Annotated in this window: 24 protein-coding genes; 16 read left to right on the plus strand and 8 right to left on the minus strand. The window is 41.1% G+C overall.

Translation table 11 applies throughout. The annotated features are described in order from the left end of the window. Entirely contained in the window at window positions 1-3,036 is a 3,036-nt protein-coding gene (locus tag MTF68_RS00460; protein ID WP_248461319.1) for a TonB-dependent receptor, read from the plus strand. A gap of 329 nt (window positions 3,037-3,365) precedes the next feature. Here the strand turns inward: MTF68_RS00460 and MTF68_RS00465 are convergent, their stop codons facing one another. The 6 genes from MTF68_RS00465 to MTF68_RS00490 form a co-directional block, all read right to left on the minus strand. Beyond that, the gene (locus tag MTF68_RS00465) at window positions 3,366-3,809 is read right to left on the minus strand and encodes a PA2169 family four-helix-bundle protein (RefSeq protein ID WP_004588918.1); all 444 of its coding nucleotides are present in this window, start codon (window positions 3,807-3,809) and stop codon (window positions 3,366-3,368) included. A 173-nt stretch (window positions 3,810-3,982) separates the two neighbouring features. Further along, window positions 3,983-4,921, minus strand: a complete 939-nt coding sequence (locus tag MTF68_RS00470) for a LysR family transcriptional regulator (RefSeq protein ID WP_024032602.1) — start codon at window positions 4,919-4,921, stop codon at window positions 3,983-3,985. Window positions 4,922-4,938: 17 nt separating this feature from the next. Next, on the minus strand, window positions 4,939-6,657 hold the full coding sequence (aceK, locus tag MTF68_RS00475) for a bifunctional isocitrate dehydrogenase kinase/phosphatase (RefSeq protein WP_248461320.1): 1,719 nt from the start codon (window positions 6,655-6,657) through the stop codon (window positions 4,939-4,941). 200 nt (window positions 6,658-6,857) lie between these two features. Then, window positions 6,858-7,337: a DUF4124 domain-containing protein gene (locus MTF68_RS00480; RefSeq protein WP_121638203.1), complete on the minus strand. Its 480-nt coding sequence runs from the start codon at window positions 7,335-7,337 to the stop codon at window positions 6,858-6,860. Window positions 7,338-7,419: 82 nt separating this feature from the next. Then, complete coding sequence (locus MTF68_RS00485) at window positions 7,420-8,916, minus strand: DUF3413 domain-containing protein (RefSeq protein ID WP_121637321.1); 1,497 nt, start codon at window positions 8,914-8,916, stop codon at window positions 7,420-7,422. A 5-nt stretch (window positions 8,917-8,921) separates the two neighbouring features. Next, a complete protein-coding gene (locus MTF68_RS00490; protein WP_004588923.1) occupies window positions 8,922-9,134 on the minus strand; it encodes a DUF1414 domain-containing protein in 213 nt (70 codons plus the stop codon). A 62-nt stretch (window positions 9,135-9,196) separates the two neighbouring features. On the opposite strand from MTF68_RS00490, the gene yejK reads away from it, so the two are divergent. Further along, window positions 9,197-10,213, plus strand: coding sequence for a nucleoid-associated protein YejK (gene yejK / locus MTF68_RS00495; protein WP_248461321.1), 1,017 nt, complete (start codon window positions 9,197-9,199; stop codon window positions 10,211-10,213). Window positions 10,214-10,718: 505 nt separating this feature from the next. Here the strand turns inward: yejK and rne are convergent. After that, window positions 10,719-13,904: a ribonuclease E gene (gene rne / locus MTF68_RS00500; RefSeq protein ID WP_248461323.1), complete on the minus strand. Its 3,186-nt coding sequence runs from the start codon at window positions 13,902-13,904 to the stop codon at window positions 10,719-10,721. Window positions 13,905-14,660: 756 nt separating this feature from the next. Between rne and rluC the strand changes: the two genes are divergently transcribed. Together rluC and MTF68_RS00510 are read left to right on the plus strand one after the other, a co-directional pair. Then, window positions 14,661-15,620, plus strand: coding sequence for a 23S rRNA pseudouridine(955/2504/2580) synthase RluC (gene rluC, locus MTF68_RS00505; RefSeq protein WP_004587682.1), 960 nt, complete (start codon window positions 14,661-14,663; stop codon window positions 15,618-15,620). Then, window positions 15,620-16,279 carry an HAD-IA family hydrolase gene (locus MTF68_RS00510; protein WP_248461324.1) on the plus strand — a complete coding sequence of 220 codons (660 nt, stop codon included), beginning with the start codon at window positions 15,620-15,622 and terminating at the stop codon, window positions 16,277-16,279. The genes rluC and MTF68_RS00510 overlap by 1 nt, the downstream gene beginning before the upstream one ends. Here MTF68_RS00510 and MTF68_RS00515 read toward each other — a convergent pair. Beyond that, on the minus strand, window positions 16,276-16,869 hold the full coding sequence (locus MTF68_RS00515) for a Maf family protein (RefSeq protein ID WP_121637324.1): 594 nt from the start codon (window positions 16,867-16,869) through the stop codon (window positions 16,276-16,278). The two genes, MTF68_RS00510 and MTF68_RS00515, sit on opposite strands and share 4 nt — an antisense overlap. Window positions 16,870-17,000: 131 nt before the next feature. Here MTF68_RS00515 and yceD point away from each other — a divergent pair, with 131 nt between their 5' ends. The 12 genes from yceD to MTF68_RS00575 all read left to right on the plus strand — a co-directional run bounded on the left by yceD (window position 17,001) and on the right by MTF68_RS00575 (window position 26,236). Then, complete coding sequence (yceD, locus tag MTF68_RS00520) at window positions 17,001-17,525, plus strand: 23S rRNA accumulation protein YceD (RefSeq protein WP_004587685.1); 525 nt, start codon at window positions 17,001-17,003, stop codon at window positions 17,523-17,525. A 10-nt stretch (window positions 17,526-17,535) separates the two neighbouring features. Beyond that, window positions 17,536-17,706: a 50S ribosomal protein L32 gene (gene rpmF / locus MTF68_RS00525; protein WP_004587686.1), complete on the plus strand. Its 171-nt coding sequence runs from the start codon at window positions 17,536-17,538 to the stop codon at window positions 17,704-17,706. A gap of 11 nt (window positions 17,707-17,717) precedes the next feature. Continuing rightward, window positions 17,718-18,755 carry a phosphate acyltransferase PlsX gene (gene plsX, locus MTF68_RS00530; protein WP_248461326.1) on the plus strand — a complete coding sequence of 346 codons (1,038 nt, stop codon included), beginning with the start codon at window positions 17,718-17,720 and terminating at the stop codon, window positions 18,753-18,755. Between the two features lie 53 nt (window positions 18,756-18,808). Further along, window positions 18,809-19,735: an ACP S-malonyltransferase gene (fabD, locus tag MTF68_RS00535; protein ID WP_004587688.1), complete on the plus strand. Its 927-nt coding sequence runs from the start codon at window positions 18,809-18,811 to the stop codon at window positions 19,733-19,735. Between the two features lie 11 nt (window positions 19,736-19,746). Next, window positions 19,747-20,493: a 3-oxoacyl-ACP reductase FabG gene (fabG, locus tag MTF68_RS00540; protein ID WP_004587689.1), complete on the plus strand. Its 747-nt coding sequence runs from the start codon at window positions 19,747-19,749 to the stop codon at window positions 20,491-20,493. Between the two features lie 250 nt (window positions 20,494-20,743). Continuing rightward, the gene (acpP, locus tag MTF68_RS00545; protein WP_004587690.1) at window positions 20,744-20,980 is read left to right on the plus strand and encodes an acyl carrier protein; all 237 of its coding nucleotides are present in this window, start codon (window positions 20,744-20,746) and stop codon (window positions 20,978-20,980) included. 272 nt (window positions 20,981-21,252) lie between these two features. After that, complete coding sequence (gene fabF, locus MTF68_RS00550) at window positions 21,253-22,491, plus strand: beta-ketoacyl-ACP synthase II (protein ID WP_248461327.1); 1,239 nt, start codon at window positions 21,253-21,255, stop codon at window positions 22,489-22,491. 73 nt (window positions 22,492-22,564) lie between these two features. Further along, window positions 22,565-23,368, plus strand: coding sequence for an aminodeoxychorismate lyase (gene pabC, locus MTF68_RS00555; protein WP_248461328.1), 804 nt, complete (start codon window positions 22,565-22,567; stop codon window positions 23,366-23,368). Then, window positions 23,362-24,348, plus strand: coding sequence for an endolytic transglycosylase MltG (gene mltG / locus MTF68_RS00560; RefSeq protein ID WP_248461329.1), 987 nt, complete (start codon window positions 23,362-23,364; stop codon window positions 24,346-24,348). Before pabC ends, mltG begins: the two co-directional genes overlap by 7 nt. A gap of 7 nt (window positions 24,349-24,355) precedes the next feature. Beyond that, complete coding sequence (gene tmk, locus MTF68_RS00565; RefSeq protein ID WP_004587694.1) at window positions 24,356-24,982, plus strand: dTMP kinase; 627 nt, start codon at window positions 24,356-24,358, stop codon at window positions 24,980-24,982. Window position 24,983: 1 nt separating this feature from the next. Further along, a complete protein-coding gene (locus tag MTF68_RS00570; RefSeq protein WP_248451166.1) occupies window positions 24,984-25,901 on the plus strand; it encodes a DNA polymerase III subunit in 918 nt (305 codons plus the stop codon). A gap of 8 nt (window positions 25,902-25,909) precedes the next feature. After that, window positions 25,910-26,236: a PilZ domain-containing protein gene (locus tag MTF68_RS00575; protein WP_004587696.1), complete on the plus strand. Its 327-nt coding sequence runs from the start codon at window positions 25,910-25,912 to the stop codon at window positions 26,234-26,236. Window positions 26,237-26,341 lie beyond the last annotated feature (105 nt).

A 26,341-nucleotide genomic window follows, 5' to 3' on the forward strand; every position in this document is an offset into this window, starting at 1 on the left:
ATGCATATCAAACAAATGTTAGGTGAAGTTGCATCTTTAAATGTTATTAGTAAAAAAAAGTTTAAAAAAAAGATAAAAAACTATAGAGGAATTTTGTTTGTCAGCTGTTTATATAAATTGCGCAGTAACCAAACGCATTTATTTAGTGGTTTAAGTGTACTTGCTCCGGCTATTTTTAGCTTGAGTGTGCAAGGGGCAACACAGACCACTGGGCAAATGGTGCAATTTGATATACAAGCGCAGCGAGCAGACAAAGCCTTAATAGAATTTGCTAAACAAACAGAGCAAACCGTGGTGTTTTCTTATGAGTTGGCAAAAAATTACCAAGCAAATTCGGTTTATGGTTTTTATACCCAATTAGATGCACTGCAAGCATTATTAAGTGGGACTGAGCTCGATGCGGTTGTTGAACAAAATGGTTTACTGAGTATAAAACTCAAACAAATCAATAGGAAAGATAACAACATGATGAAGCTTTCAGGGGTTAGTGCAGCTGTATTACCAGCATTGCTTGCAGCAAATTCACACGGTGTGAATGCAGCAGAGGATGTTGCACAAGAGAAAATAGAAAAAATTGCTATTGTAGGTAGCCGCGTAGCAGGGCGCTCAGTAGAAGATTTACCCGTACCCGTTGATATTTTAAGTGCTGAAGCACTTGAAAACACAGGCCAAACCGAAGTTGGCCGTATGTTGCAATCTATTGCACCTTCATTTAACTTTTCAAGCTCGTCAATCAGTGACGGCACTGACGCCTTACGACCTGCAACACTGCGTGGTTTAGGGCCTGACCAAACACTTGTGCTTATTAATGGTAAGCGCCGCCATCAGGCAAGTATTATTCATATCAATACCTCAGTAGGGCGTGGTACCGCAGGTACCGATATGAATGCTATTCCAGCCTCAGCTATTAAACGTATAGAAGTTTTACGAGACGGCGCAGCAGCGCAATACGGCTCAGATGCAATTGCCGGTGTAATTAATATTGTACTAAAAGATGGTAGCGAAGGCGGCAAAGCAGCGGTTAATTACGGCCAATACTCAGAGGGTGATGGCGAAACAGTAAACGTTGATTTTAATAAAGGGTTTGCCCTAGGTGATAGCGGCTACTTAAATGCAACACTTAATTACCGCGACCGCTCGCCTACTAACCGCGCAGGTTTGCACGGCTCGTGTCAGTTTTATGGCTGTACAGAGCTTAGCGACGGTACTTTACTGGCAGGCGATCCGCGTGAATTGACCGCCGACAGAGACACTTTTCGTATTGGTGATGCCGACTCACAACAATTTGGCTTAACCGTTAATACAGGATATGAGTTAGGTGATGGTGAGCTGTATGGCTTTATTACTTATTCAACGCGCGATAACGAATCAGCAGCGTTTTTCCGTCATAATGCGAATGCGGGCGGTAACCCTGTTTTGCAAGATAACGATGCAACTATCCCGTTAGGCTTTTTACCTAAAATTAATACCACAATTGATGATATTTCTTACAACTTTGGTTACAAAACCGATTTTGATAACGATGCAAGTTTAGATGTATCGTACACCTACGGTGAAAACAGCATTGATTACACAACAAGTGACACAATTAATGCCTCGTACGCTAACTTTTTACGTTACGAGCAAGGTTTAAGTGCCGCTGATATTCGCAGTACTATTCCACGTGAAGCCTATGCCTATGGCATGGAGTTATCACTGCAAACCATTAATATAGATTTTACGCAAAACTTTGATGACTACTCACTGGCTATGGGTGCAGAAATTCGTACCGATGAATACCGTATTTTAGAGGGTAGCGAATATGCTTATCGTGATTACGACACCCTTGATGGGGTAAGTATTTATAGTGGTTTAAGTGGCGGTGTAGGCTCTGAAGATGCCTCTGGCGGTACGCAAGGTTTTGGTGGTTCTTCGCCGGCATCATCGGTTGATGAGTCACGCGATGTAATTTCGTTTTACCTTGATGCAGAAACCTACCTAATTGAAGATGTCATTTTATCAGGCGCACTGCGTTACGATAATTACAAAGGCTTTGGCGACACGGTAAACTTTAAGCTTGCGGGTAACTGGGCAATTACTGATGATGTGTCACTGCGTGGTGCATTAAGCTCTGGCTTTAGAGCGCCATCAATGCAGCAATTGTATTTTAACAATATCAGCACACAATTTGTTGTGGCTGAAGACGGCTCATTAGTTGCTGAAGAAGTAGGTACATTCAGAAACGATTCAACCCTTGCACAAAGTTTAGGTATTCCAAAGCTTAAAGAAGAAAAATCGCAAAACCGCAGCTTAGGTATTGTCTACAACGTAACGGATAACATTAATGTTACTGTAGATTACTACTCAATTGATATTGACGACCGCATAGTAATTAGTAATCGTTTAGGCAAAGGGCTTTCTTCAAGCCTAGATGCTGCATTAATCAGCTCAGGCGCAGGTGCAGGCCAGTTTTTCTTAAATGGTGCAGATACCGAAACTTCGGGTATTGATTTTGTAGCTACTTGGAATACCGAGGGATTAGGTGGCACGCTTGATTTTACTTTAGCAGCTAACTTTACTGAAACTGAGGTGGTATCGTTATTTACGCCATCGGGCTCAGGGCTTGAAACCGTACCGGTTGAAGATGTTTTCTCTGATCAAGAAATTTCAATTATTGAAGAGTGGCAACCAGAAGATCGCATCAACTTAAGTGCGCTTTACCAACGTGGTGATTGGACTGTAAACCTTTCACTCAACCGCTTTGGTGAATACACAGTAGAAGATGGCGGACGCCAAACCTACGGTGCAGAAATTTTAACTGACGTTAAAGTTAATTACTTCGTGACTGAAGATTTATCTGTAAATATTGGTGCAAATAACTTATTTGACGTGTACCCAGATAAAAACACCATTGGTAACTCACGCTCGGGCACAATTGTAGATTCAAATGGCAATACGATTGTAAGCAGCGATGGGGTATTTGAATACTCTCGCCGTTCAGCGCCATTTGGCTTTAATGGTGCTTATTACTATGTAGGCGCAGAATACCGTTTTTAATAAATAACACTCCCTTATGTTATTTAAGTTCAAAGGGCCGTAAGGCCCTTTTTTTGTATTTAGCCTTTTTAGTATTTATTTCTCAACCGCGATTTTATTGTGTTGCGCCTTACCTCAGCGTTAAATTATACCAATTCGCTTAATTAAACATTATAACGGATTGGTTTAACCCCTGTATGGCTTTGATAATACTAAATGTGGCATTTTGGACTTGGCTATACATAGCAGGGTTTAAACTGGGTGTTGCAATTATTGGCTTATAGCCTTAAACCTTGTAATAATAAAAAACCCAGCGGCTAGGCTGGGTTTTAAATATATACAATTGAAAATTAATGCTTTTGCATACGACTCATTTCGGTGTGGCAGCTTTGCATCGTTAGCAAGGTTTTCGCTAAGGCTGCTTCACAGTCGGCTGGCTGTGGTTTATCCATCGCTGCTTTAATTTCTTCAAGTGTTTTATCTTCTACCTCTTCAAGCTCTTTAACGTATGTTTTATCGTTATGAGAACTAAACGAAGTGAGTAGGGCTGTGTAAGCTCTGCGTGCTTCTACAGCAAAAGAAGAGCCGTCTTCACGCTCACCTTTTTCGTTAACAGCATAAGGTTGCAAGCGCTCAACACTTACTTTTCGTGCGTCAATCATGCGTTGAAATAATGCGCCAATGGCTGGGTCTTCAACTTTCTCTTGCGCTTTTTGATAAAAATCAATGCCACTGTTCATTACTTGGATGATGTCAGTAATATGAGTTGCTTCTGTTCCTTGATGGGTATTCATAATGACCTCTCTTTACATGAATTTAAGTTTCATAGTAACTAAAGCAAAGGCCATTCCAATTTCATTTTAATTTTTAAGCTATTGTAATTATTGATTATGTATTTATTCAGCAAGCTGCAAGGCTATTTAAAATAAAATAGCCTCGCAAATTTTACATGGCTTTTGTAATAAGGTTATTTAAGCTCATCCGCCACTTCGGCTACTTTTTGGCGTAACCAAATATGACTTGCATCACGATGCAGTAAAGGACTCCAAATCATATCTAGTTCAAAAGGCGGAATAGGAAATGGCGGCTCTAAAATTTTAAGGCCTGCATCATCTAAGTAAATATTGGCAGCCTTTGAAGGTAAGGTCGCCACTAAATTTTGCTCTTTTGCTAAATGAATGGCTACGTGGTAATTACGGGTAAACGTAGCAATATTTCGGTGTTTACCAAAATGGGCAAGTGCTTCATCTACCCAACCTAGCTTTTGTACATCTTTAGGGTCCATTCCTACGCCAACCCCAAAGCCGGTTTTACTTACCCATATGTGGCGGGCTTTTAAATAGCTGTCTAGGCTAAAGTTTTCAATAATTGGGTTGTCGGCTTTTACTAAGCAGCAAAAGCTGTCTTTCCATATACGTTTATGATGAAAAGATTGCGGAAGGTTTTCAAAGCGGTTAATTGCCATATCCACTTTACCATTTTCAACATCATGAAACGTTACATCACTAGGCGTAAGTATATCTAAGGTTGTATCGGGCGCTTCTTCATGAAGTTTACTTAAAAGCTTTGGCGCTAATGTACTGGCTGCATAGTCACTGGCCATTATTCTAAATACACGTTTACTTTGGCTGGCTTCAAATTCGCGATTAGGTGCGAGAGTTTCTTCTAGGGTCATTAATATACCGCGAATAACCGGTTGCAGCTCTATAGCACGCTCTGTGGGGACCATACCTTCACTGGTACGTACCAAAATTGGATCGTTAAACAAGTTTCTTAAACGCTTAAGGCCGTTACTCATGGCTGGTTGAGTAATACTTAACTGGTTAGCTGCGCGGGTTACGTTACACTCACGTAATAGGGTGTCGAGGTAAACCAGCAAATTTAAATCTATTTTACTTATGTTCATTGTGTGTCCTTTAACGCTTACCAGTGATGAATAAAGCGTTGTGCTGTCGGGTATGGGTATATGTGACTAACATGACCCTTTTTTATATTTTGCTGAGCTTGCTTCCAAAAACTAACATCAACAAGCTCGGGGTGTGTACTGAGCAAAAACTGTTTGTACTTTGGGTTTGGCATAACAAAGGTACAAAGTTGCTCAGGAAAAACATCTTGCGGCGCAACCGAGTAGCTTTGTTCATCAGTTAAGTAATCATCATAGCTTTTGGCCTTAGGTAAGGCCCTAAAGTTCATATTTGTTAAGTATTGAACCTCATCGTAGTCGTAAAAAATAATGCGCTTGTGTTTGCTTACACCAAAGTTTTTAAGCAGCATATCTCCTGGGAATATATTTACCGCAATCATTTCTTTAAGTGCTTGGCCGTACTCTTCTATTGCATCGGCAGCACTTTCTTCGCTGGCGTTTTCTAAAAATAAATTAAGCGGTGTCATGCGCCTTTCAATATATAAATGCTTGATAATAAGCCACGGGCCTTCAATTACCATAGATGAGCCAATGGTTTTATGTAGCTGCGCCAGTAAATTACGATCAAAGCGTGCCAAAGGAAATACGACGTTAGAGTATTCTATGGTGTCGGCCATGCGACCAACCCGATCATGGCTTTTTACCAGTTGATAGCGTTTAAGCACGGTATCACGGCCAAACGGTTTGCTTTCGCCAAACTTATCTTTAATTACTTTAAATACATAGCCAAAAGAGGGCAGCGTAAATACCATCATCACCATGCCTGGTGTGCCTGGCGCTATAATAAAGTTATCGTCTGAGTGAGACAAGTGATGTAAAAATTCACGGTAAAACTCAGTCTTACCTTGTTTATGAAACCCAATGGCATTATAAAGCTCAGCGAGTGTTTTATTAGGCATAAGTTGATTTAAGAAACGCACCATGGCTGAGGGCGCATGGGTTTCAACCATAAAATAAGCCCGTGCAAAGCCAAAAATCACCCGCATTTGCGATGATTTGGTTAATAGCGCATCGAGGTATAAGCCTTTATCTTCATGGTGTAGTACCGCAATAATAAAAGGCTGTACACCGCTTTGAGAGACCACTCGGCCGACTATGTAAGCAGCTTTATTACGATAAAAAGGCGCGTGCAAAATATCAAAGCGCATTTGCCAAGGCTGGTGGTGAGTGTCGGGTGCTTGTTTGTAAAATGCCTTTACCAGCAAACGTATATCCCGCTCTAAATTTACAAACGGGGCTTTAAAATCAAAATGCTCAATAATGCGCTTTATTGTGGGCTTTAAACCATCAACCACTGGAAAGTAGCTGCGGTACTCTGCCTCAACAGGAATGGCTGGGGCATCTTTTAATGTGGCTTGTACAAATATAAAGTCGTTATGAAAATAGCGTCTGTGGTACAAACGGCAAAATACTGAGTTATAAAATGTTTCGGCAAGTTCAGCTTGAGGATGAAAGCATAAAAAGCGTTGGTACAGTATTTTTACTTCAAGCCAAAGCTGCTCATTTAATTGCTCAGTTAACTGTGCTTGTTTTAATGCTTTAGTGGTCTCGTTTACTCTGTCATCGTAGTAACTAATACGCAGTTTACTAATTTCATTAATTTGCTGCCAATCGCGCTTTGCAAAGGCAAGCGGGGCTTGGGCGGTGGTTTTTTGAAACAGCTGATAATGCTTTTTAAAACCCGTTAAAATTAATTCAGCTATGTGGCGTGGCTGCATAAACACTCCTTAAAAAAGTGTATATAACGATTTTAGTACAGCATTTATAAATGTTAGTGGTGCTGTAGTGTTATACACGTTAGAGCTTTAACTCTATAGTTGTTAAGGTTATGTTATTTTAAGTTTAAAACCAAGATAAATATTCTCAGTTTTTATACTTTTAGCTTAAAGCATAATTGAGTGTGATGGCAAAAGCTAAGTTATTGGTAGGAAGCTATTTTTTTCTCTAACTTTTTAATGCGCTTTTCAATTTCGGTGGTTTGCTTTTTATGATCTTTATTTATTATTTTTAATTGATTGGTAATATCTTTGCTAATTAACTTTTTGTCCTCGTCATCTAAAATACGATTGAGGCGCTGTTGTTGGTTGTACTCTGCGCGGTCTTTTTTACGTTTTATAATCGCTAATTTATTAGTATTACTTCTCAGCTCTGCTTGCAGGTCAAGCACAATCCGTTCGCGCTCTAATGCGTTTAGCTCTTTTGTGTAGTCTTGCGCTGGTGCAGTATTAATTCCCGATACAGTATTTATTGTGTAGGAGGTAGCGTTATCGTTACAAGGGAATTGCGAAAAGATAGTGCCGTTTTTTGTCACGCATTTATAGTAAGTTGTGGCATTTTGCGCATGCAGAGAAAGTGGGCATACCATTACTGCGCATAAAAAAAGTGTGTGTTTTTGCATTAAGTTCATCCCTGAGCGTTTACTATGATTTAGTAAATATAACCTAGCTTGGTGTTATAGCAAGCTAGGTTAAGGGATAGGGCTATTGTGTGTAGGTTTTTAGCTTTTTAATACTTTGTACTAAAAACGGGATATCGAGGCTTTGCTCAATAGAAAAACCTTCAGCGGCAGATATATTTTTATAGTTACCGTCTGAATCTATTAGCGTAATTCTATCTTTTTTGTAAGCAATAACTACGCCTTGCGAGTAATTAACGCCAGTGTCCGTTTTTTTCTTATACAGGTTTTCACCTAGCATGGTTTGTTTAACCACAGACTTACAGTTTAAGTATTGGCCTACACTGGTTGCAATAATATCACTGGGTTGAATAAGTCCATCTACCTTGGCTATTCGCTTATCTGAGCTGTATAACACCGATGATGTAACTACTTCCGAGCTATTATTAGCTAAGCTAAACGCAAAAATATGGGTGTCGTCACTGCGAGGAGACGGATTATCTTCACCTTTAATGATTTTAATTGCGCTGTTTGAATGCGCTTGATCGTTTATAAAGTTTAGCTTTTCAATTCCAGCAAGCTCTATGCTTCTGCGCTGACTTTGCCACGCGGGCAAGGTTTGCTCTGATAAAATAGCCATTTTATAAAAAGAAGGTAAGCCATACACTAAACTAAACAAGCTATCGCCATGGTGTGTTGGCTGTAAAAACTGATCAGTTTTATGTAGGTTTTTATGCTTGGCAACAAAGCGTTTTAACTGCTCGTTGGTATCAAATACAAAAATATCGACTTGCTGCGCAGTGTAATCTTCACATTTTTGCATTGGCGCAGGTATTTGGTAATTAATATTTTGGTTATTAATTCTTACATTGTGAGCTTGTTTATAGCTTTCAATGTCGAGCAAATCATTTTTTGCTAATAAACTTTTAGCGGTCGTAGGGTACGACAGCGGTAAAACGTTATCTTGCTTCGTTATATCAAACTTTAAATTTGCATCTGCCCAAATGTGAATACTGTGGCTAAGTGCAAAACACAACACTAAAAAAGAGCTGGCAAAACGGGCAAACTTAAGTTGTTTTAAACGCGCTAAGTGCTGCCATGTATAGTTACTTACAACTAACTGGAAGCCTAAAATGAGTAAAACAATCCCCCCGGCTAACAAGGTAGTAAGGGCAGGCGAGCTAGTTAGACGATGCCACAGTAAGGAAATGATTTCCGGTAGCGCAGAAGAGCTTAAATGATAGCCCAAATTAACGTATACATACGCATCAAGCGTTAAAATAGACGCCCCAAGCGTAGCAATAACGGCAGCCATACCTCGAATATGTCGAGGGTAGGGAAACACTAAGCTTAAAGGAAATACCGTCAGCACAAATGCTAAAAAAGCGATAAAGCTCGTATGGCTTAACCACGTCACTAACATATAGGTAATACCTATAAAGCTAGTTGGCGGTGAATCTGCAAATAAAAAGCTTAGGCTAATAAAAAGCGCTAAACCAATATTTGCAAAAGTGAACCAGTGGCCCCAACTTAATAACTGACTCGCTTTTGACGAAAACTGATTGTGCTGCGATAAATTCATATAATTTATTTAACCGACTGAGCAAGTGCTTTTGCAAAGTTCTCAGTTACGGCTTGTCTTTTCCCTGCAGGTACATGCTCTTTTAGGATATGCGTGATAGAATTTCCTAAACACATAAGGCTTAAATCAACCGGCGCATTGTGTTGCGTTAGCACATCAATGAGCTGATCGACGATTTGTTCTACTTCTTCATTAGAGTATTTTGATAAGATTGGCATCAGTTGGTTCAATAAAAGAGTTATATTCTCGTATTTTAACACCAGAGGCGTGAAAAACAAAGATGACAACAGACGTTAAAAAATTAGTCGTTCATTATGTAGACAAAAAAGACGACGATACGCAAATTCACCTACGAAACGATGAAATGGTGATAAACGATAAAGTCGCTGTTTTTATCGAACAACTTCATCATGCATACAACTCAAAGCCAGGTAAAGGTTACTGTGCATTTAGTGGCGATAAAAACAGTGTTGTAGCCTCGGCAATGCAAAGCTATCGTAATGACGAGTTAGGCTTTTGGCACATGACCGAGCAGGCATCCACTGTTTTAAAAGAAGAGTTAGATAAATATGCCTTTAGCGAAACAGGCTACTTAGTATTTTGTCATTATCAGTATGTGGCTACTGATTACATGCTAATAGCTATGATCAATATTAAAGAGCACTACAGCATGACCTCTGAACTTGATTTAGCAGCGTCGCGCCACTTAGATATATCGCGCATGCAACTAGCTGCACGTATCGATTTAACCGCGTGGGATACTCAAGCTGACGACAATCGCTATATCTCTTTTATTAAAGGTCGAGCAGGGCGAAAAGTAGCAGACTTTTTCTTAGACTTTTTAGGTTGTGAAGAGGGCATAGACCCTAAACAGCAAAGCCAAGTGATGCTTAATGCCGTTGAAGACTATTTATCGGAGCAATCATTCGATAAATCAGAAAAAGACGAATTACGTAAGCAAGTATTTGACTACTGTAACGATTGTGTGACCACGGGTGAAGATGCAAGCGTTACTGAGCTCTCGGCTACGCTAACCAAAGGTGACGACAGTCCGTTTGATAACTTTTGCAAAGAACAAAGTTACGACTTAGAAGACTCTTTCCCGGTCGATAAAAAAACGGTGACCAGTATGGTTAAGTTTTCGGGTTTAGGGGGTGGTGTTAGTGTTAGTTTTGAGCGTAAACATTTAGGTGAGCGCGTAACTTACAATGAAGCGACCGATACACTGGTTATTAAAGGCATTCCACCAAACTTAAAAGATCAGTTACAGCGCTTTATGGAAAATGAAAGCGAATAAACTCATTTGATCTAGTTAAAAGCCGATTTAAGAGCGCGATATTTATATCGCGCTTTTTTATTTTTGCCAGGTAATAAAGCCACTTAAAAGTCTATTGCACAAAGAGTAGTGAAAGAGGAGTAAGTGAGAAAATACAAGCTATTGTTTAATAGCTGAGCTCTTTCATATTAGCTTGTTTAGCTTTATTACTCACTCTAAAAGTGAAGCGTCTCTTATCCTCTTTGTGAATATGCGTTTATTACGGGCTTTGCCCATCACGCCAACAAGCTGAGTGTACAATTTAAAATTCACTGTATGAAATTTCGCCCGTAGGCGTGAAGCTTGCTCACGCGAGAATCAGCGTTTTGGTTTTTTTAATTTTTTACTAATAAAAAAAATGAAGATCTATTGCACAAAGAGAAGCGAAAGAGGAGCAAATGAGAAAATACCTTTCAGGACAAGACAGGTATTAAAACAAAAAAGCCGCGCTATTTTACATAGCGCGGCTTTTTAATGAGGCTAAGGGTTACTCAGCGCTCATTGTTTTAGTCATGTCTGAACTAGCACGACCTGCAGGTTTAATTGACCCTGCGCGTAAGCCACTATCAGGAACTAACTCACGTTTATCGTGTGCCATGGCAACTGATGTATGCTTTACGTCGCTATCAGCAACTGGTGTCGGTTGAGCCATAGGTGCGCTTGCAGCCCCTTTGCTAATAACCGTTTTTGCATTGGCATCTTTTTGCTCAGCTACTTCAGTCTCTGCTTTAACAGGCTCAGGTTTCGCTGGTTGCTCAACTACTTCAGGCTCTGCTTTAACAGGTTCTGGTGTTGCTGGTTGCTCAGCTGCTTCAGGCTCCGCTTTAACAGGCTCTGGTGTTGCTGGTTGTTCAGCTACTTCAGGCTCAGCTTTAACAGGCTCTGGTGTTGCTGGTTGCTCAGCTACTTCAGGCTCTGATTTCACAGGCTCAGATGTTGTTATTGGTTGCTCAGTAACAACAACTGGCTCTTCAGCTGTTTCAGGATCAACAGTTTGTACTGCATCGTCATTGGCTGTTGGTTGCTCTGCTTTAGGAGCAGCTTCAACTTTAGCTAAGTCTTCTACAGCTAACGCTTGCTCAACATTTTCTGATGCATCGTTTGAGGTTGGCTGTTCAGCTTTTGCTTTTAGCTCTGCCTCATACTCAGCGGCAGCTTGATCTGCTACTGGCACAAATGCCGGAGCTTCATCTGCTTTTTCTTCTGTAGCTTCACCTTGCTCAGGACGACGGCGACGCTGGCCCGAAGCGCGAAGGTGACGAGGAGAACGGCGTGAACGCGTACGTGTTTGCCCTTGCTCATCTTCAGAGTTTGCTTCGTCAGTTGACGCTGCAGCTACTGGCTTTTCTTCTTGCTCAGGTTGTGCCTTAGGCGCTTGCTCTTTCACAGGTGCAGGTTTTGTTTGCTCTGACTTTTGCTCATTTGCAGTTTGCTTTGCTGCTGGCGCTTGCTCTTGCGCTTTAGGCTGCTCTATTTTAGCTGTTTCAGTGCTTTGCTGTGGTTGCTCAGTCGTATCAGATGCTTTTACTTGCTCAGTATTTTCATCTTGGATACGTACTTTTTTGCGAACATTACGACGTTGACGGCGAACTTTTGGCTTCTGCTCTTTAGGCTCAGTGCTTTGCTTAGCCTCAGTTTCATTCGCTTTTGCGTCTGTTTTTACTTGCTCTTTGTCTGCAGTACGATTGTCGTTATTACGGTTATCGTTACGCTTACGCGAGTTAGGATTACGACGGCGCTTATTGCGGTTCTCGTTTTTCTCTTGGCTTTCGTTCGCGGTAGATTCAGTTTTCACTTCTTCAGCAGGACGTTCACCACGAGGTTTAGAGCGAGAGTTATTACGACGACGCTGGTTGTTATTGCGGCGACGGTTGTCACTGTTACCACGGCGATTGTTATTACGTGTTTGCTGTTGCTTTTCTTGCTCAGCTTTTTCTTTTGCTTGCTTTTCTTCTTCGCTTTCACCAGCAAATAACGACTTAAACCAATTACCAATAGCAGCCAATAGGCCACCTTCAACCTTAGGTACAGCAACAGGCGCTGCTGGTTTGTCTACTTTAGCTTGTGGCGCTGGCGTTGAAGGCATAACAACACCTTTAAGCATCGGCTCTTCACGAACAGGCGCAGCTGCTGGTTTAGCCATTTCGAACGATTCTGGCTCAGGTGCAACAACTTGCTCGTAACTTACTGTTTCTAGTGTTTCGTCTTTACGTAAACGCATCACTTCGTAGTGTGGTGTTTCCATATGTTGATTAGGAATAATAACCACATCACATTTATGATGTTTTTCAATACGATGAACGCTTCTGCGCTGCTCGTTTAATAAATAAGCGGCAACCGCTACAGGCACTTGTGCATTTACTTGTGCTGTGTTGTCTTTAATTGCTTCTTCTTCAATTAAACGCAAAATAGACAAGGCGATAGACTCGTTAGAACGAATAGTACCTTGGCCGCTACAACGCGGACATGGGCCTTGGCTTGCTTCACCTAGTGAAGGTCGCAAACGCTGGCGCGACATTTCAAGTAAACCAAAGCGCGAAATTTTACCAATTTGTACACGCGCACGATCTGGACGAGCGGCATCTTTTAAGCGGTTTTCTACTTCACGCTGATGGCGTGGCGGTGTCATATCGATAAAGTCGATAACAATTAAGCCACCTAAGTCGCGAAGACGTAATTGACGCGCAATTTCATCAGCCGCTTCTAAGTTAGTATTCAGTGCTGTTTCTTCGATATCTCCGCCTTTTGTTGCTTTAGACGAGTTGATATCAATAGAGGTGAGCGCTTCTGTTGGGTCAATTACAATTGAACCACCTGAAGGCAAACGTACTTCACGTTGGAACGCAGACTCAATTTGGCTTTCAATTTGGTAATGCGTAAATAATGGCGTGTCGCCTTGATAAAGCTTTACGCGGCTCATAAAGTCAGGGCGAAAACGCTCAATGTGCGCTTTAGCTTCTTCAAATACACGTGGTTTATCAATTAATATTTCACCAATATCACGACGTAAATAATCGCGAATAGCGCGGAAAATTACATTGCTTTCTTGGTGAATCAAAAACGGCGCTTTAGCACTGTCGGCTGCTTGTTGAATTGCATCCCAATGGACTAAAAGTGCTTTTAAATCGTAGTTTAACTCTTCAAACGATTTGCCAACACCTGCTGTGCGTACAATTAAGCCCATACCTTTAGGAAGTTCTAAACGGCTAAGTGCTTCTTTAAGGTCTGTACGCTCATCGCCTTCAATACGACGAGAAATACCGCCTGCACGAGGGTTGTTTGGCATTAGCACTAAGTAGCTACCCGCTACGCTGATAAAGGTAGTAAGTGCTGCGCCTTTTTGGCCGCGCTCTTCTTTATCAACTTGTACAATTACTTCTTGGCCTTCTTTAATCACGTCGCGAATATTTGGGCGTCCATGAAAAGTGTAACCTTGTGGGAAGTAAGTACGGGCAATTTCTTTTAAAGGAAGGAAACCATGACGATCGGCGCCGTAATCTACGAAAGCCGCTTCTAAAGAGGGTTCAATGCGTGTGATTTTGCCTTTATAAATATTGGCTTTTTTCTGTTCGTGACCTGGGCTTTCTATATCTAAATCATATAGGCGCTGGCCGTCAACCAGTGCTACGCGCATTTCTTCTTGCTGCGTTGCATTGATTAGCATACGTTTCATATTGTTACTCTACTTATTTTTTGTCGCTGACATGACGAAACGTGTTCGCCTGTTCAGTTGTTCCTTTTTTTAGAATGTGCAGCCTCACGACTGGGTCTGTAACGGAACGCTCTGTAATGTGTATGCAGTATTTTTTAAATGCTGGCTAACAATAACGTACGCTTACGTTATTAAATTCTTTATGGTGTTAAAACTGTCGGCTCTTACGCTCTTTACAAGTTTTACCCAGAAGTTGGCCTGTCATATCAATCTTTTTAGTACGTTTATGTTAGGCGCGTAGGGCTCGTTAAGTAACTTAAATACGATGAGTATTTTCTAAGTACTTGCGAGCAAAGTTCGCTGCCGAATGTTAATAAACGCTTATTTGCTAGATTTTTAGTTCTAAATAAGCTGCTATACGGTACTACGTGTGAGCAAATGCTGAACAACGTTTTTACGTCGTCACTATCAAACAAATTATTTGTTCATTGCTTTTATTTTTGCATTAAATGTAAATTCATGTTCAAACTTAACCAGTAATATATTACGCGCATTACTGTTAGTTGATCGCACGTGTTAACTGAGTAGGCATAAAAGCTTTGGAAAACTTAACTCGGATCTGTATGATCGGCTACCCAGAATGTGCATCACGAATGTTTTAATGTGTTAAAAAGCACCGTTGTTATTTGCAAATACTAAATATTTGCGCTGCTGATTATCCCACTATTATAACCGTGTTAGCAACTAAATTATTTTACTTAAATCAGTGATTAGGCAATGTCAGAAAAAACCGGCTTACAAGTAACTTTTGTCACAATCAACGAAGACCATTTAGGTCAGCGTATTGATAACTTTCTTATTACCCATTTAAAAGGGGTGCCTAAAAGCGCTGTTTATAAAATTTTACGCAAAGGCGAGGTCCGCGTTAATAAAAAGCGTATTAAGCCAGTTTACAAATTACAGCTTGATGATGTAGTGCGTATTCCGCCAATTAAAGTAGCAGAGCGCGAAGAGTTTGTGCCTAAAAAGCTTGATAAAGTAAAGCAATTAGAAGACGCAATACTCTTTGAAGATAAATACCTTATTGTAATTAACAAGCCCTCGGGCATGGCTGTACATGGCGGCAGTGGCTTAAGCTACGGTTTAATAGAAGCACTACGCGTATTACGCCCAGATGAACGCAGTTTAGAGCTAGTACACAGGCTTGATAGAGACACATCGGGTTGTTTATTAATTTCAAAGCGTCGCTCGGTACTTACCGCATTGCATGAGCAGCTGCGTGAAAAAACAATGGAAAAAAATTACTGGGCGTTGGTAACAGGGCAGTGGGATTCGTCGGTTAAAAATGTAACCGAAGGGCTACGTAAAAACACCCTTAAGTCGGGCGAGCGCGTGGTGCGTGTAGACAATAACGAAGGTAAACCTTCACATACTCGCTTTAGAGTACTTGAGCGTTTTAACGAGTGCTCGTTAGTACAAGCCTCACCTGTGACTGGGCGTACTCACCAAATTCGTGTTCATACACAGTGTAAAGGCCACCCTATTGCATGCGATGATAAATACGGCGACCAAGGGTTTGATGTATCAATGCGCAAAATAGGCTTAAATCGCTTATTTTTACACGCTCACGATTTAAGCTTTTATCACCCTAAAAACGAAACTACCATGCGCGTAGAGGCGCCGCTTGATAACGCACTTAAAAGTTGTATTTTAAAATTAAGAGATGCTAAAGCGTAATGACCACCGCTGTATTAAAAAAATATAAACTGGTTATTTTTGATTGGGATGGCACTGTAATGGACTCAATTAGCAAAATTGTTAATTGTATTCGTCACAGTGCGCTGGCGCTTAATATTGAGCCGCCGAGCGACACTGCAATTAAAAATATTATTGGTATGTCGCTTGAACTTGCTATTGAGGTGCTATTTCCTGACGATGTAGCGCAGCATCCCGCATTAGTTAACGGCTATAAACAGCAATACCGTGTTGATACGACTGCCACCCCTGTATTTGATAATGTAGAAAATGTACTAAGTGCGTTAAAAGCACAAGGGGTTATTTTAGCGATTGCCACCGGTAAAGGGCGTGCTGGTTTAATGCGTTTATTAGAGCAAACTCAGTTAGGGCATTATTTTAGTGCCACGCGCACAAGTGATGAAGCACGCTCTAAACCTTCTCCCGATATGCTTGAACAACTATTAGCTGAATTAGCGATAAATGCCGACGAAGCACTCATGATTGGGGATACCAAAATAGATATGGCCATGGCACAGGCAGCCAACATAGATAGAATTGGCGTTACCATGGGCGTACACAGTGCAGCGCAGTTAAGTGAGTTTAGCCCCGTTGCAACCGTTAATAATTACCAGCAGCTGCAACGCATACTACTTGGCTAAGGTTGAGCGGCGAGTATGTCGAGATTAAACTCAGCCAATAGCTGGCTGAGTTTAATAAGAGGCAAGCCTATTAAGCTATTAGGATCGTCTCCGTTTAATTTTTCAAATAAGCAAATCCCTAATCCTTCACTTTTAAAGCTCCCAGCACAGTTATATGGCTGCTCTGCGTCGCAGTAGGCTTCAATTTGCTCTTTGGTGAGTGTTCTAAATACTACTTCAAAAGGCTCTATTAACGTTTTTGCTTTATCGTTAGCAATATCGTAAACACATAGGCCAGTTAAAAACGTAACAGTTTGGCCGCTAAACAAAGAAAGCTGCTTTATGGCGTTTTCTTTATTATGAGGTTTACCAAGTATTTGCCCATCAAATACGGCCACTTGGTCGGAGCCGATTGCAAGGCCTTTAACAAAATGATCGCAAGCGGCACGCGCTTTACGCTCGCTTAGGCGCTTAACAAGTTGCTCAGGGGTTTCGTTTGGTATGGCTGTTTCGTCAATATCAGGCGAAAAAGTACTAAATGGCAGATTAAATTTTTGCAATAAAGACTGCCTAAATGGCGAGCTTGACGCTAATATAAGCGGGTGCTTCATAAATTATTATCCTAATTAAAATTAGTTTGAGTTAGGATAAATCAGATCCGTAATGAAAACACGTGAAAAACCATGTAAAAATGCTTTTTTGCTTTGACTAACCAATTAACTATCTATATGATGCAGCCCCTATGCAAAAGGTAAAAATTCCCATCACTCTTCATCCTGGGAAAGCAGCGCAACACCGTTTAACTTACGATGGTATTGTACCGCTTGAAAAACTTGCTCGTTTACGAGGTGTTGTACAGGAAGAAGTAGGTGAAATAGCGGTAAAAATTCAGTGCAAAACCGATGAGCAAGGTTTAGTTGTGATTAGTGGCAATTTGTCTACACACGTAACTGTAACTTGTCAGCGTTGTAATGATGATTTAGGGTTGGATTTGGATCAAGACTTTATGTATTCGCCTGTTGGTTTGGATGCTGAGTCAGATGATCTTCCTGAAGTCTACGATGAAGTAGCGCTTGATGAAAACGGTGAAATTAACGTGTTTGAGTTAATCGAAGACGAGCTAATTTTAGCAGTGCCATTAGTGCCTACACACAACGAAGCTTCGTGCAATTACTCATCAAAGCCTGCTAGCTTTGGTGTACTAAAGGCGGAAGATGATAAACCAAATCCATTTGATATTTTGAAACAACTTAAGAAAGATTCTTAGGAGAAGACTAATGGCTGTACAAAAAAGCAAAAAGTCTCGTGCAAGACGCGGCATGCGCCGTTCACACGATGCGATCAACGGTCCAACTTTAACAGTTGACCAAACTTCAGGTGAGACTCATCGTCGTCACCATGTAACTGCTGACGGTTACTACAAAGGCGTTCAAGTAATTTCTAACTAAGAGATTGCTTTATGCTGACTAATCTAACCATAGCGTTAGATATGATGGGGGGCGATTATGGCCCCCGTTCATCTATCCCCGCTGCCGTTTGCGCAGTAAATGCTCATGCCAATTTAACACTCATTTTATGTGGCAACGAGCAAGTAATTACTAATCAATTAGAATCCCTCGATTCACTTTCACACCCTCGTTTAATTATTCGCCATTGCAGCGAAGTTGTCACTAATGCTTGCGAACCCGCTTTAGCTGTGCGTTCAAAAAAAGACTCCTCTATGCGTGTCGCCCTTGATTTAGTTAAATCGGGTGAAGCACAAGCCTGTGTAAGCTCGGGTAACACCGGCGCTTTATTTTTTATGGCTCATTACGTATTAAAAATGCTGCCTGGCGTTAAACGCCCCGCATTAATATCGGCCGTTCCTACAGAGCGAAAAAATCCAGTTTATCTACTTGATTTAGGCGCTAATGTGCATTGTGATTCAGAAATACTTTATCAATTTGGCATTATGGGCTCGGTAGTAGCAGGCCAAGCTCTTGGCTGCGATAACCCTAAAGTGAGTTTACTTAATATTGGCTCTGAAGACATAAAAGGCCATGAAGGCATAAAGCAAGCAGCGCAGCTTATGCAGCAAAGCCCTTATATTAATTACACGGGTTACAGTGAAGGCAGTGATATTTTTTCGGGTAAAGCCGATGTTATTGTGTGTGAAGGGTTTGTCGGAAACGTTGCATTAAAAACCTGCGAAGGCATTGCTAAACTGATCATGAAAAAGTTTACAACCGCCCTAGAAAAGCACTTAATTTACAAATGCATGGCGTTTATTTTAAGTCCTATCATAAAAAAACTCTATAATCGGGTGAACCCCGACCAGTATAACGGCGCTTCTCTGGTAGGATTGCGCGGTATTGTCGTTAAAAGCCATGGAAATGCATCAGCAAAAGCATTTCAAGCAGCAATCGATGAAGCGGTAAAAGAGGTTGAACGTCAACTTCCAGATAAAATAGCCGCTATTTTTGAAAAAACACATTCTAAAAACTCGGCGGCCGAATAACGTTTAGGTGCCGTAGTTACACTAAATTTTTGTTTAATTAAAAAGAGCAAAGTATGGCACAAAAAATTGCACTTCTATTTCCTGGTCAGGGCTCACAAAGCGTTGGCATGTTAAGCGAGCTACTAGAGAGCTCTGACATTGTAAAAGCAACCTTTAGCGAAGCGTCAAGCGCACTTGGCTACGATTTAGCAGCGCTTGTACTAAATGGCCCAGAAGAAGAACTTAATCAAACTCACCGCACTCAACCTGCTTTATTAACAGCAAGCGTGGCAATTTACCGCCACTGGTTAGCTGCAAACCCAGATGTGGATGTGGTTATGGCTGGTCACAGCTTAGGTGAATACTCTGCATTGGTATGTAGTGACGTTATTAGCCTAGGTGAAGCGGTAAAACTTGTTGAAAACCGTGGCTTATACATGCAAGAAGCTGTGCCTGCGGGCGTAGGCTCTATGGCTGCCATTATTGGTTTAGGCGATGAGCAAATAAAAACAGCATGTGAAGAGTCTGCACAAGGCGAGGTTGTTTCACCGGTAAATTATAACTCACCAGGGCAAGTGGTTATTGCAGGGCATAAAGCTGCTGTTGATAGAGCTTCACAAGCGTGTAAAGATGCCGGCGCAAAACGTGCCTTACCATTGAGTGTAAGCGTGCCTTCACATTGTGAACTAATGAAACCTGCGGCTGAAAAACTTGCCAACGATTTAGCCGCTTTAACATTTAATACACCTAAGTGTGATGTAATTAATAATGTTGATGTAAAAGCACAAAGCTCGGCTGATGCAATTAAAGATGCATTGGTACGTCAACTATACAGCCCAGTTCGTTGGACAGAAACAGTACAGGCTTTAGTTGCTCAAGGTATTACGCAAAGCTACGAATTTGGCCCAGGTAAAGTATTAACTGGCCTTGCAAAACGAATTGATAAAGCAATGGTATGTGGCTCAGTAAATGACGCTGCTGCTATCGACGCTGCAAAATAAGAGAATATAAAATGACTAATTTATTTTCATTAGAGGGCAAAGTTGTCCTAATTACTGGCGCAAGCCGTGGTATTGGTAAAGCAATTGCAAACACTTTAGTAGCGCAAGGCGCAAAAGTAGCAGGTACTGCTACGAGTGAGTCAGGCGCAGCTAAAATTAGCGATTACTTAGGTGATAACGGTAAGGGTTATGCTTTAAACGTAACCGATCCTGCATCGATAGAGGCTACTTTAGCGGCAATAAAAGCCGACTTAGGCGATGTTGACGTACTTGTAAATAACGCAGGTATTACCCGTGATAATTTATTAATGCGTATGAAAGACGGTGAGTGGGACGATATTATCGACACCAACTTAAGCTCTATCTTCCGTTTATCTAAAGCGGTATTACGCCCAATGATGAAGAAAAAGAACGGCCGTATTATTAATATTGGCTCAGTTGTGGGCACTATGGGTAATGCAGGGCAAGCTAACTACGCGGCGGCTAAAGCGGGTGTCATTGGCTTTTCTAAATCGCTTGCACGCGAAGTTGCATCACGCGGCATTACAGTAAATGTAGTAGCCCCTGGTTTTATTCAAACTGATATGACCGATGAGCTAACAGAAGATCAAAAAGCGGCCACCCTTGCTAATGTACCAGCAGGTCGGTTAGGTCAGCCTGATGAAATAGCAGCGGCAGTGTGTTATTTAGCATCTGACGCGGCTGCGTATGTATCTGGCGAGACTTTGCATGTAAATGGCGCGATGTACATGGTTTAATCGCCATTGTTAAAAGTAAATGCTAAAAATAACTTAAGTAAGTGACCTCAAAAACATTGAAATTTTTATGATCTTGCTTTAAACATACTTGAAATCGCTGTGAAAATAAGCGATAAAAGACAAAACAAACACTCAGAGGTTTGACCAGACAATTATTTATGGTCAAATCATTGAATCAGAGAATTATGCGGCGTAAACTACGCCGCAATCTGAAAATAACGCATTGGCGTTTTTAATAAAGGAAAGAAGAATGAGCGATATCCAAGAACGCGTAAAAAAAATTATCATCGAACAGCTAGGTGTTAAAGAAGAAGAAGTTAAAAACGAAGCTTCTTTCGTAGACGACCTAGGTGCAGATTCTCTTGATACTGTTGAACTAGTTATGGCTCTTGAAGAAGAGTTTGATACTGAGATCCCAGATGAAGAAGCTGAAAAGATCACTACAGTACAATCTGCAATCGATTACGTATCAGCTCACGCTGAGTAATTAATCGCATATTAAAGGCAGCATTCGCTGCCTTTAATCTATATATCCAAACCACCTCAAAGTTCATGATTCAAATTCACCCGCTTTTACTCTCTACTGCATTCATTTGTAATAGCACATCTTTAGTTGAATTTGAGACTCGCACTTTGAGGTCGCTTGGGTATGAATTCCCTTTGTAATGCCAATAGATTTAAACTTAGTGAGTTAAACGGCTGACTAAAGTAATACTATTTTAATCAATTGGTTTAAATATCCCTTATTGGAGGCAAACCGTGGCTAAACGTCGAGTCGTCGTAACTGGCTTAGGAATGTTGACGCCGCTAGGTAATGATGTGCAATCTACCTGGCAAGGCTTATTAGATGGTAAAAGTGGTATACAAAATATAACCCACTTTGATACATCAAAATTTGGTACTAAATTCGCTGGACTCATAAATGACTTTGATGCAACTGCATACATGTCGGCGAAAGAGACTAAAAAAATGGACTTATTTATTCAGTACGGCATTGCAGCGGGTGTTCAAGCCTTTCAAGACTCAGGCCTTGAAGTTACTGAACAAAACGCAACACGTATTGGTGTTGCTGTAGGCTCAGGCATTGGTGGATTGACCCTAATTGAAGAAAACCACATAAAGCTACTTAACAGTGGCCCACGTAAGCTTTCTCCATTTTATGTGCCATCAACAATTATTAATATGATCTCAGGCCATTTATCAATGATGCATGGTTTACGTGGTCCTAATATTTCTATTGTGACGGCGTGTACTACAGGCCTGCACAATATTGGCCATGCAGCGCGTATGATTGCTTACGGCGATGCCGATGCGATGGTTGCCGGTGGCGCAGAAAAAGCCTGTACACCTATTGGCATGGGTGGCTTTAATGCTGCACGTGCGCTTTCTACCCGTAACGACGACCCGCAAGCTGCGTCGCGTCCGTGGGACAAAGACCGCGATGGTTTTGTACTATCTGATGGTGCAGGGGTTGTTGTAGTAGAAGAGTATGAACACGCTAAAGCCCGTGGCGCTAAAATTTATGCTGAGCTTGTTGGCTTTGGTATGAGCGGTGATGCGTATCACATGACCTCGCCACCGGAAGACGGTGCAGGTGCGGCACTTGCTATGCAAAATGCATTAAACGATGCACAAGTAAATGCAGACCAAGTTGGTTACATTAACGCACACGGTACATCTACTAATGCAGGCGACAAAGCCGAAACGCAAGCTGTTAAAACTATTTTTGGCAGTGCAGCGCAAGATGTAATGGTAGGCTCGTCTAAATCGATGATGGGACACCTATTAGGAGCTGCGGGTTCTGTAGAGTCTATTATTTCTATTTTATCGCTGGCCGATCAAAAAGTATCGCCCACCATTAACCTAGACAACCCAGATGAAGGCTGTGACTTAGATTACATAGCCCACACTGCACGTGATGCAAAACTCGACTTTGCACTGTGTAACTCATTCGGTTTTGGTGGGACTAATGGCTCGTTGCTATTTAAAAAGGTATAATCCTTTTTAACAACGAACCACATTATAAGAGCTCAGTTGTTTAACTGGGCTTTTTTTATGCAAGCCATTCAATATGCAAACAATAATAACAACCGATGATACAAGTGCGATTAATACACGGGATAGAGGCCTTAACTACGGTGATGGTTTTTTTACCACAGCCAAAGTAATTGCAGGGCAGGTAGAGCATTGGCAGTACCATAAAGCACGTTTGGTAGAATGCGCAGAACGCTTAGCGTTTCCTGCAATTAACTTTACTGAGCTTGAGCAACATATTGCAAAGGCGATTACTGGCTGCCAATTAAATGTGCTTAAAATAGTGATCACCCGCGGAGAAGGTGGGCGAGGCTATGGATTGCCGCAACACACCCATTTAACCATTTTAATTACCGTGTTAGGGTTTCCACAAAGCTACCCAGCATTAGCTAAAACAGGGGTGAGTTTAGCCCTAAGCCCAATAAAATTAGCAGCCCAACCTTTATTAGCCGGTTTAAAAACACTTAACCGACTAGAACAAGTGCTGATTAAAAACGCCATGGCAAAACAGCAATGTGACGATGTTTTAGTACTCGATCATCAAAACAATGTGATTGAAGCTTCGGCAGCTAATATTTTTGCTATTAGTGATAATAAGGTATATACGCCAAGCCTTGAGCAATGCGGTATTAAAGGGGTTTATCTGCAATCGTTATGTGATAAATTAGCGGTTGAATTTAAGCAAGTAAGCCTAAATGAATTAACCCAAGCTAGTGCTGTATTTATTTGTAATAGCTTAATGGGCGCTGTGCCCGTTAATCGTATAGAACAACATACATTTAATGTTGAGCAAAGCATCTGTTTATTAAATGAATTATTAGCCAAGGAGGCTAAGTGTTAAAAGTTATTTTATCGCTATTATTGTTAGCTTTAGTTACAACGCTAGTAGGGTATCAGCAATTACAAGCAACAATAACTAGCCCGCTAAATATAACAACGCCTACCCAGTTTGAAGTTAAAAAAGGCATGGGCTTTAACCAGCTATGTAAACAATGGCAAGCTAATAATTGGTTAAAAAGCTGCTGGCGTTACCAAGTAATTGCAAAGCTTGACCCAACACTAACCGACTTAAAAGCCGGCTTGTACGAGCTAACGAATACAAGCGTTATTAATAATATAAAAAAAATAAACAACGGTGAGCAAATCAGTTTTAGCTTTACTATTATCGAAGGGCAAAACTTACGCGAAGTGATAGCAGCCATTAGTAGTGCGCCGCATTTAACTAATAACTTAAATACAGAGCAACTGGCGCAGCAAATAGTAGGTGAAAAAGGCCATTTAGAAGGGTGGCTGTTTCCAGATACATATCATTATCACAGCGGTGATACTGCCAGTAGTTTATTAAAACGTGCGGCCGTTAAAATGCAGCAAACACTTGAGCAAGCATGGCCACAACGTGCAGAAAACCTACCGTATAAAAACGCATATGATGCACTGATCATGGCCTCTATTATCGAAAAAGAAACAGGCCTTGCCAGCGAGCGCCCATTAATAGCCGCCGTTTTTATAAATAGATTAAACGCAAATATGCGCCTACAAACCGATCCCACCGTAATATATGGCCTAGGAGAGAGTTTTGACGGTGACATTAAACGAAAAGATTTACGCGATTACACACCCTATAATACGTATCGCATTAAAGGGCTGCCGCCAACACCCATTGCCATGCCCTCAAAAGCGGCTATTTTAGCAGCGCTTAATCCGCCTAAAACACAGTATGTTTATTTTGTGGCGAAGGGCGATGGCAGTCACCAATTTTCAACCACGTTAAAGCAACACAACGCGGCAGTTAAAACGTATATATTAAATAAAACGAATTAAACTTTATATGAAACCAAAATTTATTGTTATTGAAGGCCTTGAAGGCGCAGGTAAATCAACGGCTATTTCGTTATGCCAAGACTTTTTAAATAAAAAACAAATAGACTTTATTAACGTACGCGAGCCCGGTGGGACACCCCTTGCCGAGTCTTTACGTACTTTAGTAAAAGCCGAGCATGAAGAAGACATAGCCTTTGAAACCGAACTACTTATTATGTACGCAGCTCGCTCGCAGCTTATGCATAATGTAATTAATCCGGCGCTTGATAAAGGGCAGTGGGTATTAGCAGATCGCCACGATTTATCATCTCAAGCGTATCAAGGTGGCGGGCGCGGCATTAGCGCTAATACCTTATCGTCTTTGTCGTCTATGGTATTAAAAGGGTTAAAACCTGATTTAACCATATACCTAGACATAGACCCCGTAATAGGCCTTGAGCGTGCTAAAGGCCGTGGAGAGCTTGATAGAATTGAGCAAGAAGCCATTGAGTTTTTTCAGCGCACGCGCATGCGTTATGTTGAGCTGGCAAATGACGATAGCTCAATAAAAACCGTAGATGCCAACCAAAGTATTGATAAAGTACACCGCGATATAACCAATGTACTACGCACTTTTTTTGAAGGGTTAAAATAACATGGCATTGCCATGGCTTAATAACGTAGAACAACAGCTTGCGCAAAGTTATAAAGCGCAGCGTTTTCATCATGCACAGTTGTTATGCGGGCCCAAAGGCGTTGGTAAGTTTGAGCTAAGCGAGCAATTAGCTAATAGCTTATTATGTCAAAATATTAATACCCACATGCAAAACGAAGGTAGCAAGTTAGCCCCGTGCGGGCAGTGTAAAAGTTGCTCATTGACACTTGCGGGTAACCACCCTGATAAACGGCTAACGCAAGTTGAAGGGCAAAGCATTGGTGTTGACGATATTCGTGCGATAAGCGATTTTATGAACCACTCCGCTGCGCAAAATGGCAATAAAGTGGCCATTATTGAAAACTGCGAAAAAATGACCACGGCAGCAGCAAACGCGTTATTAAAAACCTTAGAAGAGCCTAGCAATAGCCGCTTTTTAATTTTAACCACAAGCCACACTGCGCAGTTACCTGCCACCATTTTAAGCCGCTGTGCCAAAACAGACATAAAAGTGGCAAACCCAGAAGCGGCTAAAACCTGGTTAGCCGATTTAAATATTAGTGACTATGTGTGGCTGCCTTTGTTTTATACGCAACCACTTTTAATTAAACAGTGGCAAGCGCAAGAGCAGCTGCAACACATTGATACTTTATATAAATTTGCAACTGAGTTTAAACAAAGCCATAATTTTAGTCCGCTTGTAAATATTATAAACAAACAACCTGAGCTAATACGCATTTTTACATTATTTTTAAGCGAGCAATTAAAACAGCAGCTTATAATGGGTTTAAGCTTTGACGCGTACCAAAGTGCTCAGCAAGCGTTGAATGAATTTTTACAAAATAGCACAGAGGTACTCGGGCTAAATTTACCTCTAGCAGTGTCGCGTTTAGCGCATGCCCTGCGTAACATTAAATAGGAATACATATGCAAGAGCTTTTAGTTGATGTAGATAACCTTGACGAACTTTATCGCTGCTACATGCCTTATTTAAAAAAAGGCGGCCTATTTGTACGTACCAATATGCGTTACGAAATCGGCTACTCTTTAGCGCTTAGAGTGACTTTACCTGATGCGCTAGAAGATGACGTGGTAACGGGTAAAGTTGCCTGGATCACACCACAAGGCGCACAAAGCTCTAACCCACCAGGTATAGGTATTAGTTTTTTAGATGATAAAACAAATTTAAACGCTAAAATCGAAAAGCTATTAGGCACTATGTTAAACTCTGGTAATCCTACATATACCATGTAGTTTTAAACGCATTTGCTTAATAGTGATATGCATAAAGCAGCCGGTTAGCGAGCGCTTAGCTCTCGTTAACTGCAATACTAACTTGCTTATATCAATTCGTTTAAT

The sequence above is a fragment of the Pseudoalteromonas sp. 2CM37A genome (assembly GCF_023161885.1).
In the GTDB taxonomy this organism is placed as follows: Bacteria; Pseudomonadota; Gammaproteobacteria; order Enterobacterales; family Alteromonadaceae; genus Pseudoalteromonas; species Pseudoalteromonas atlantica.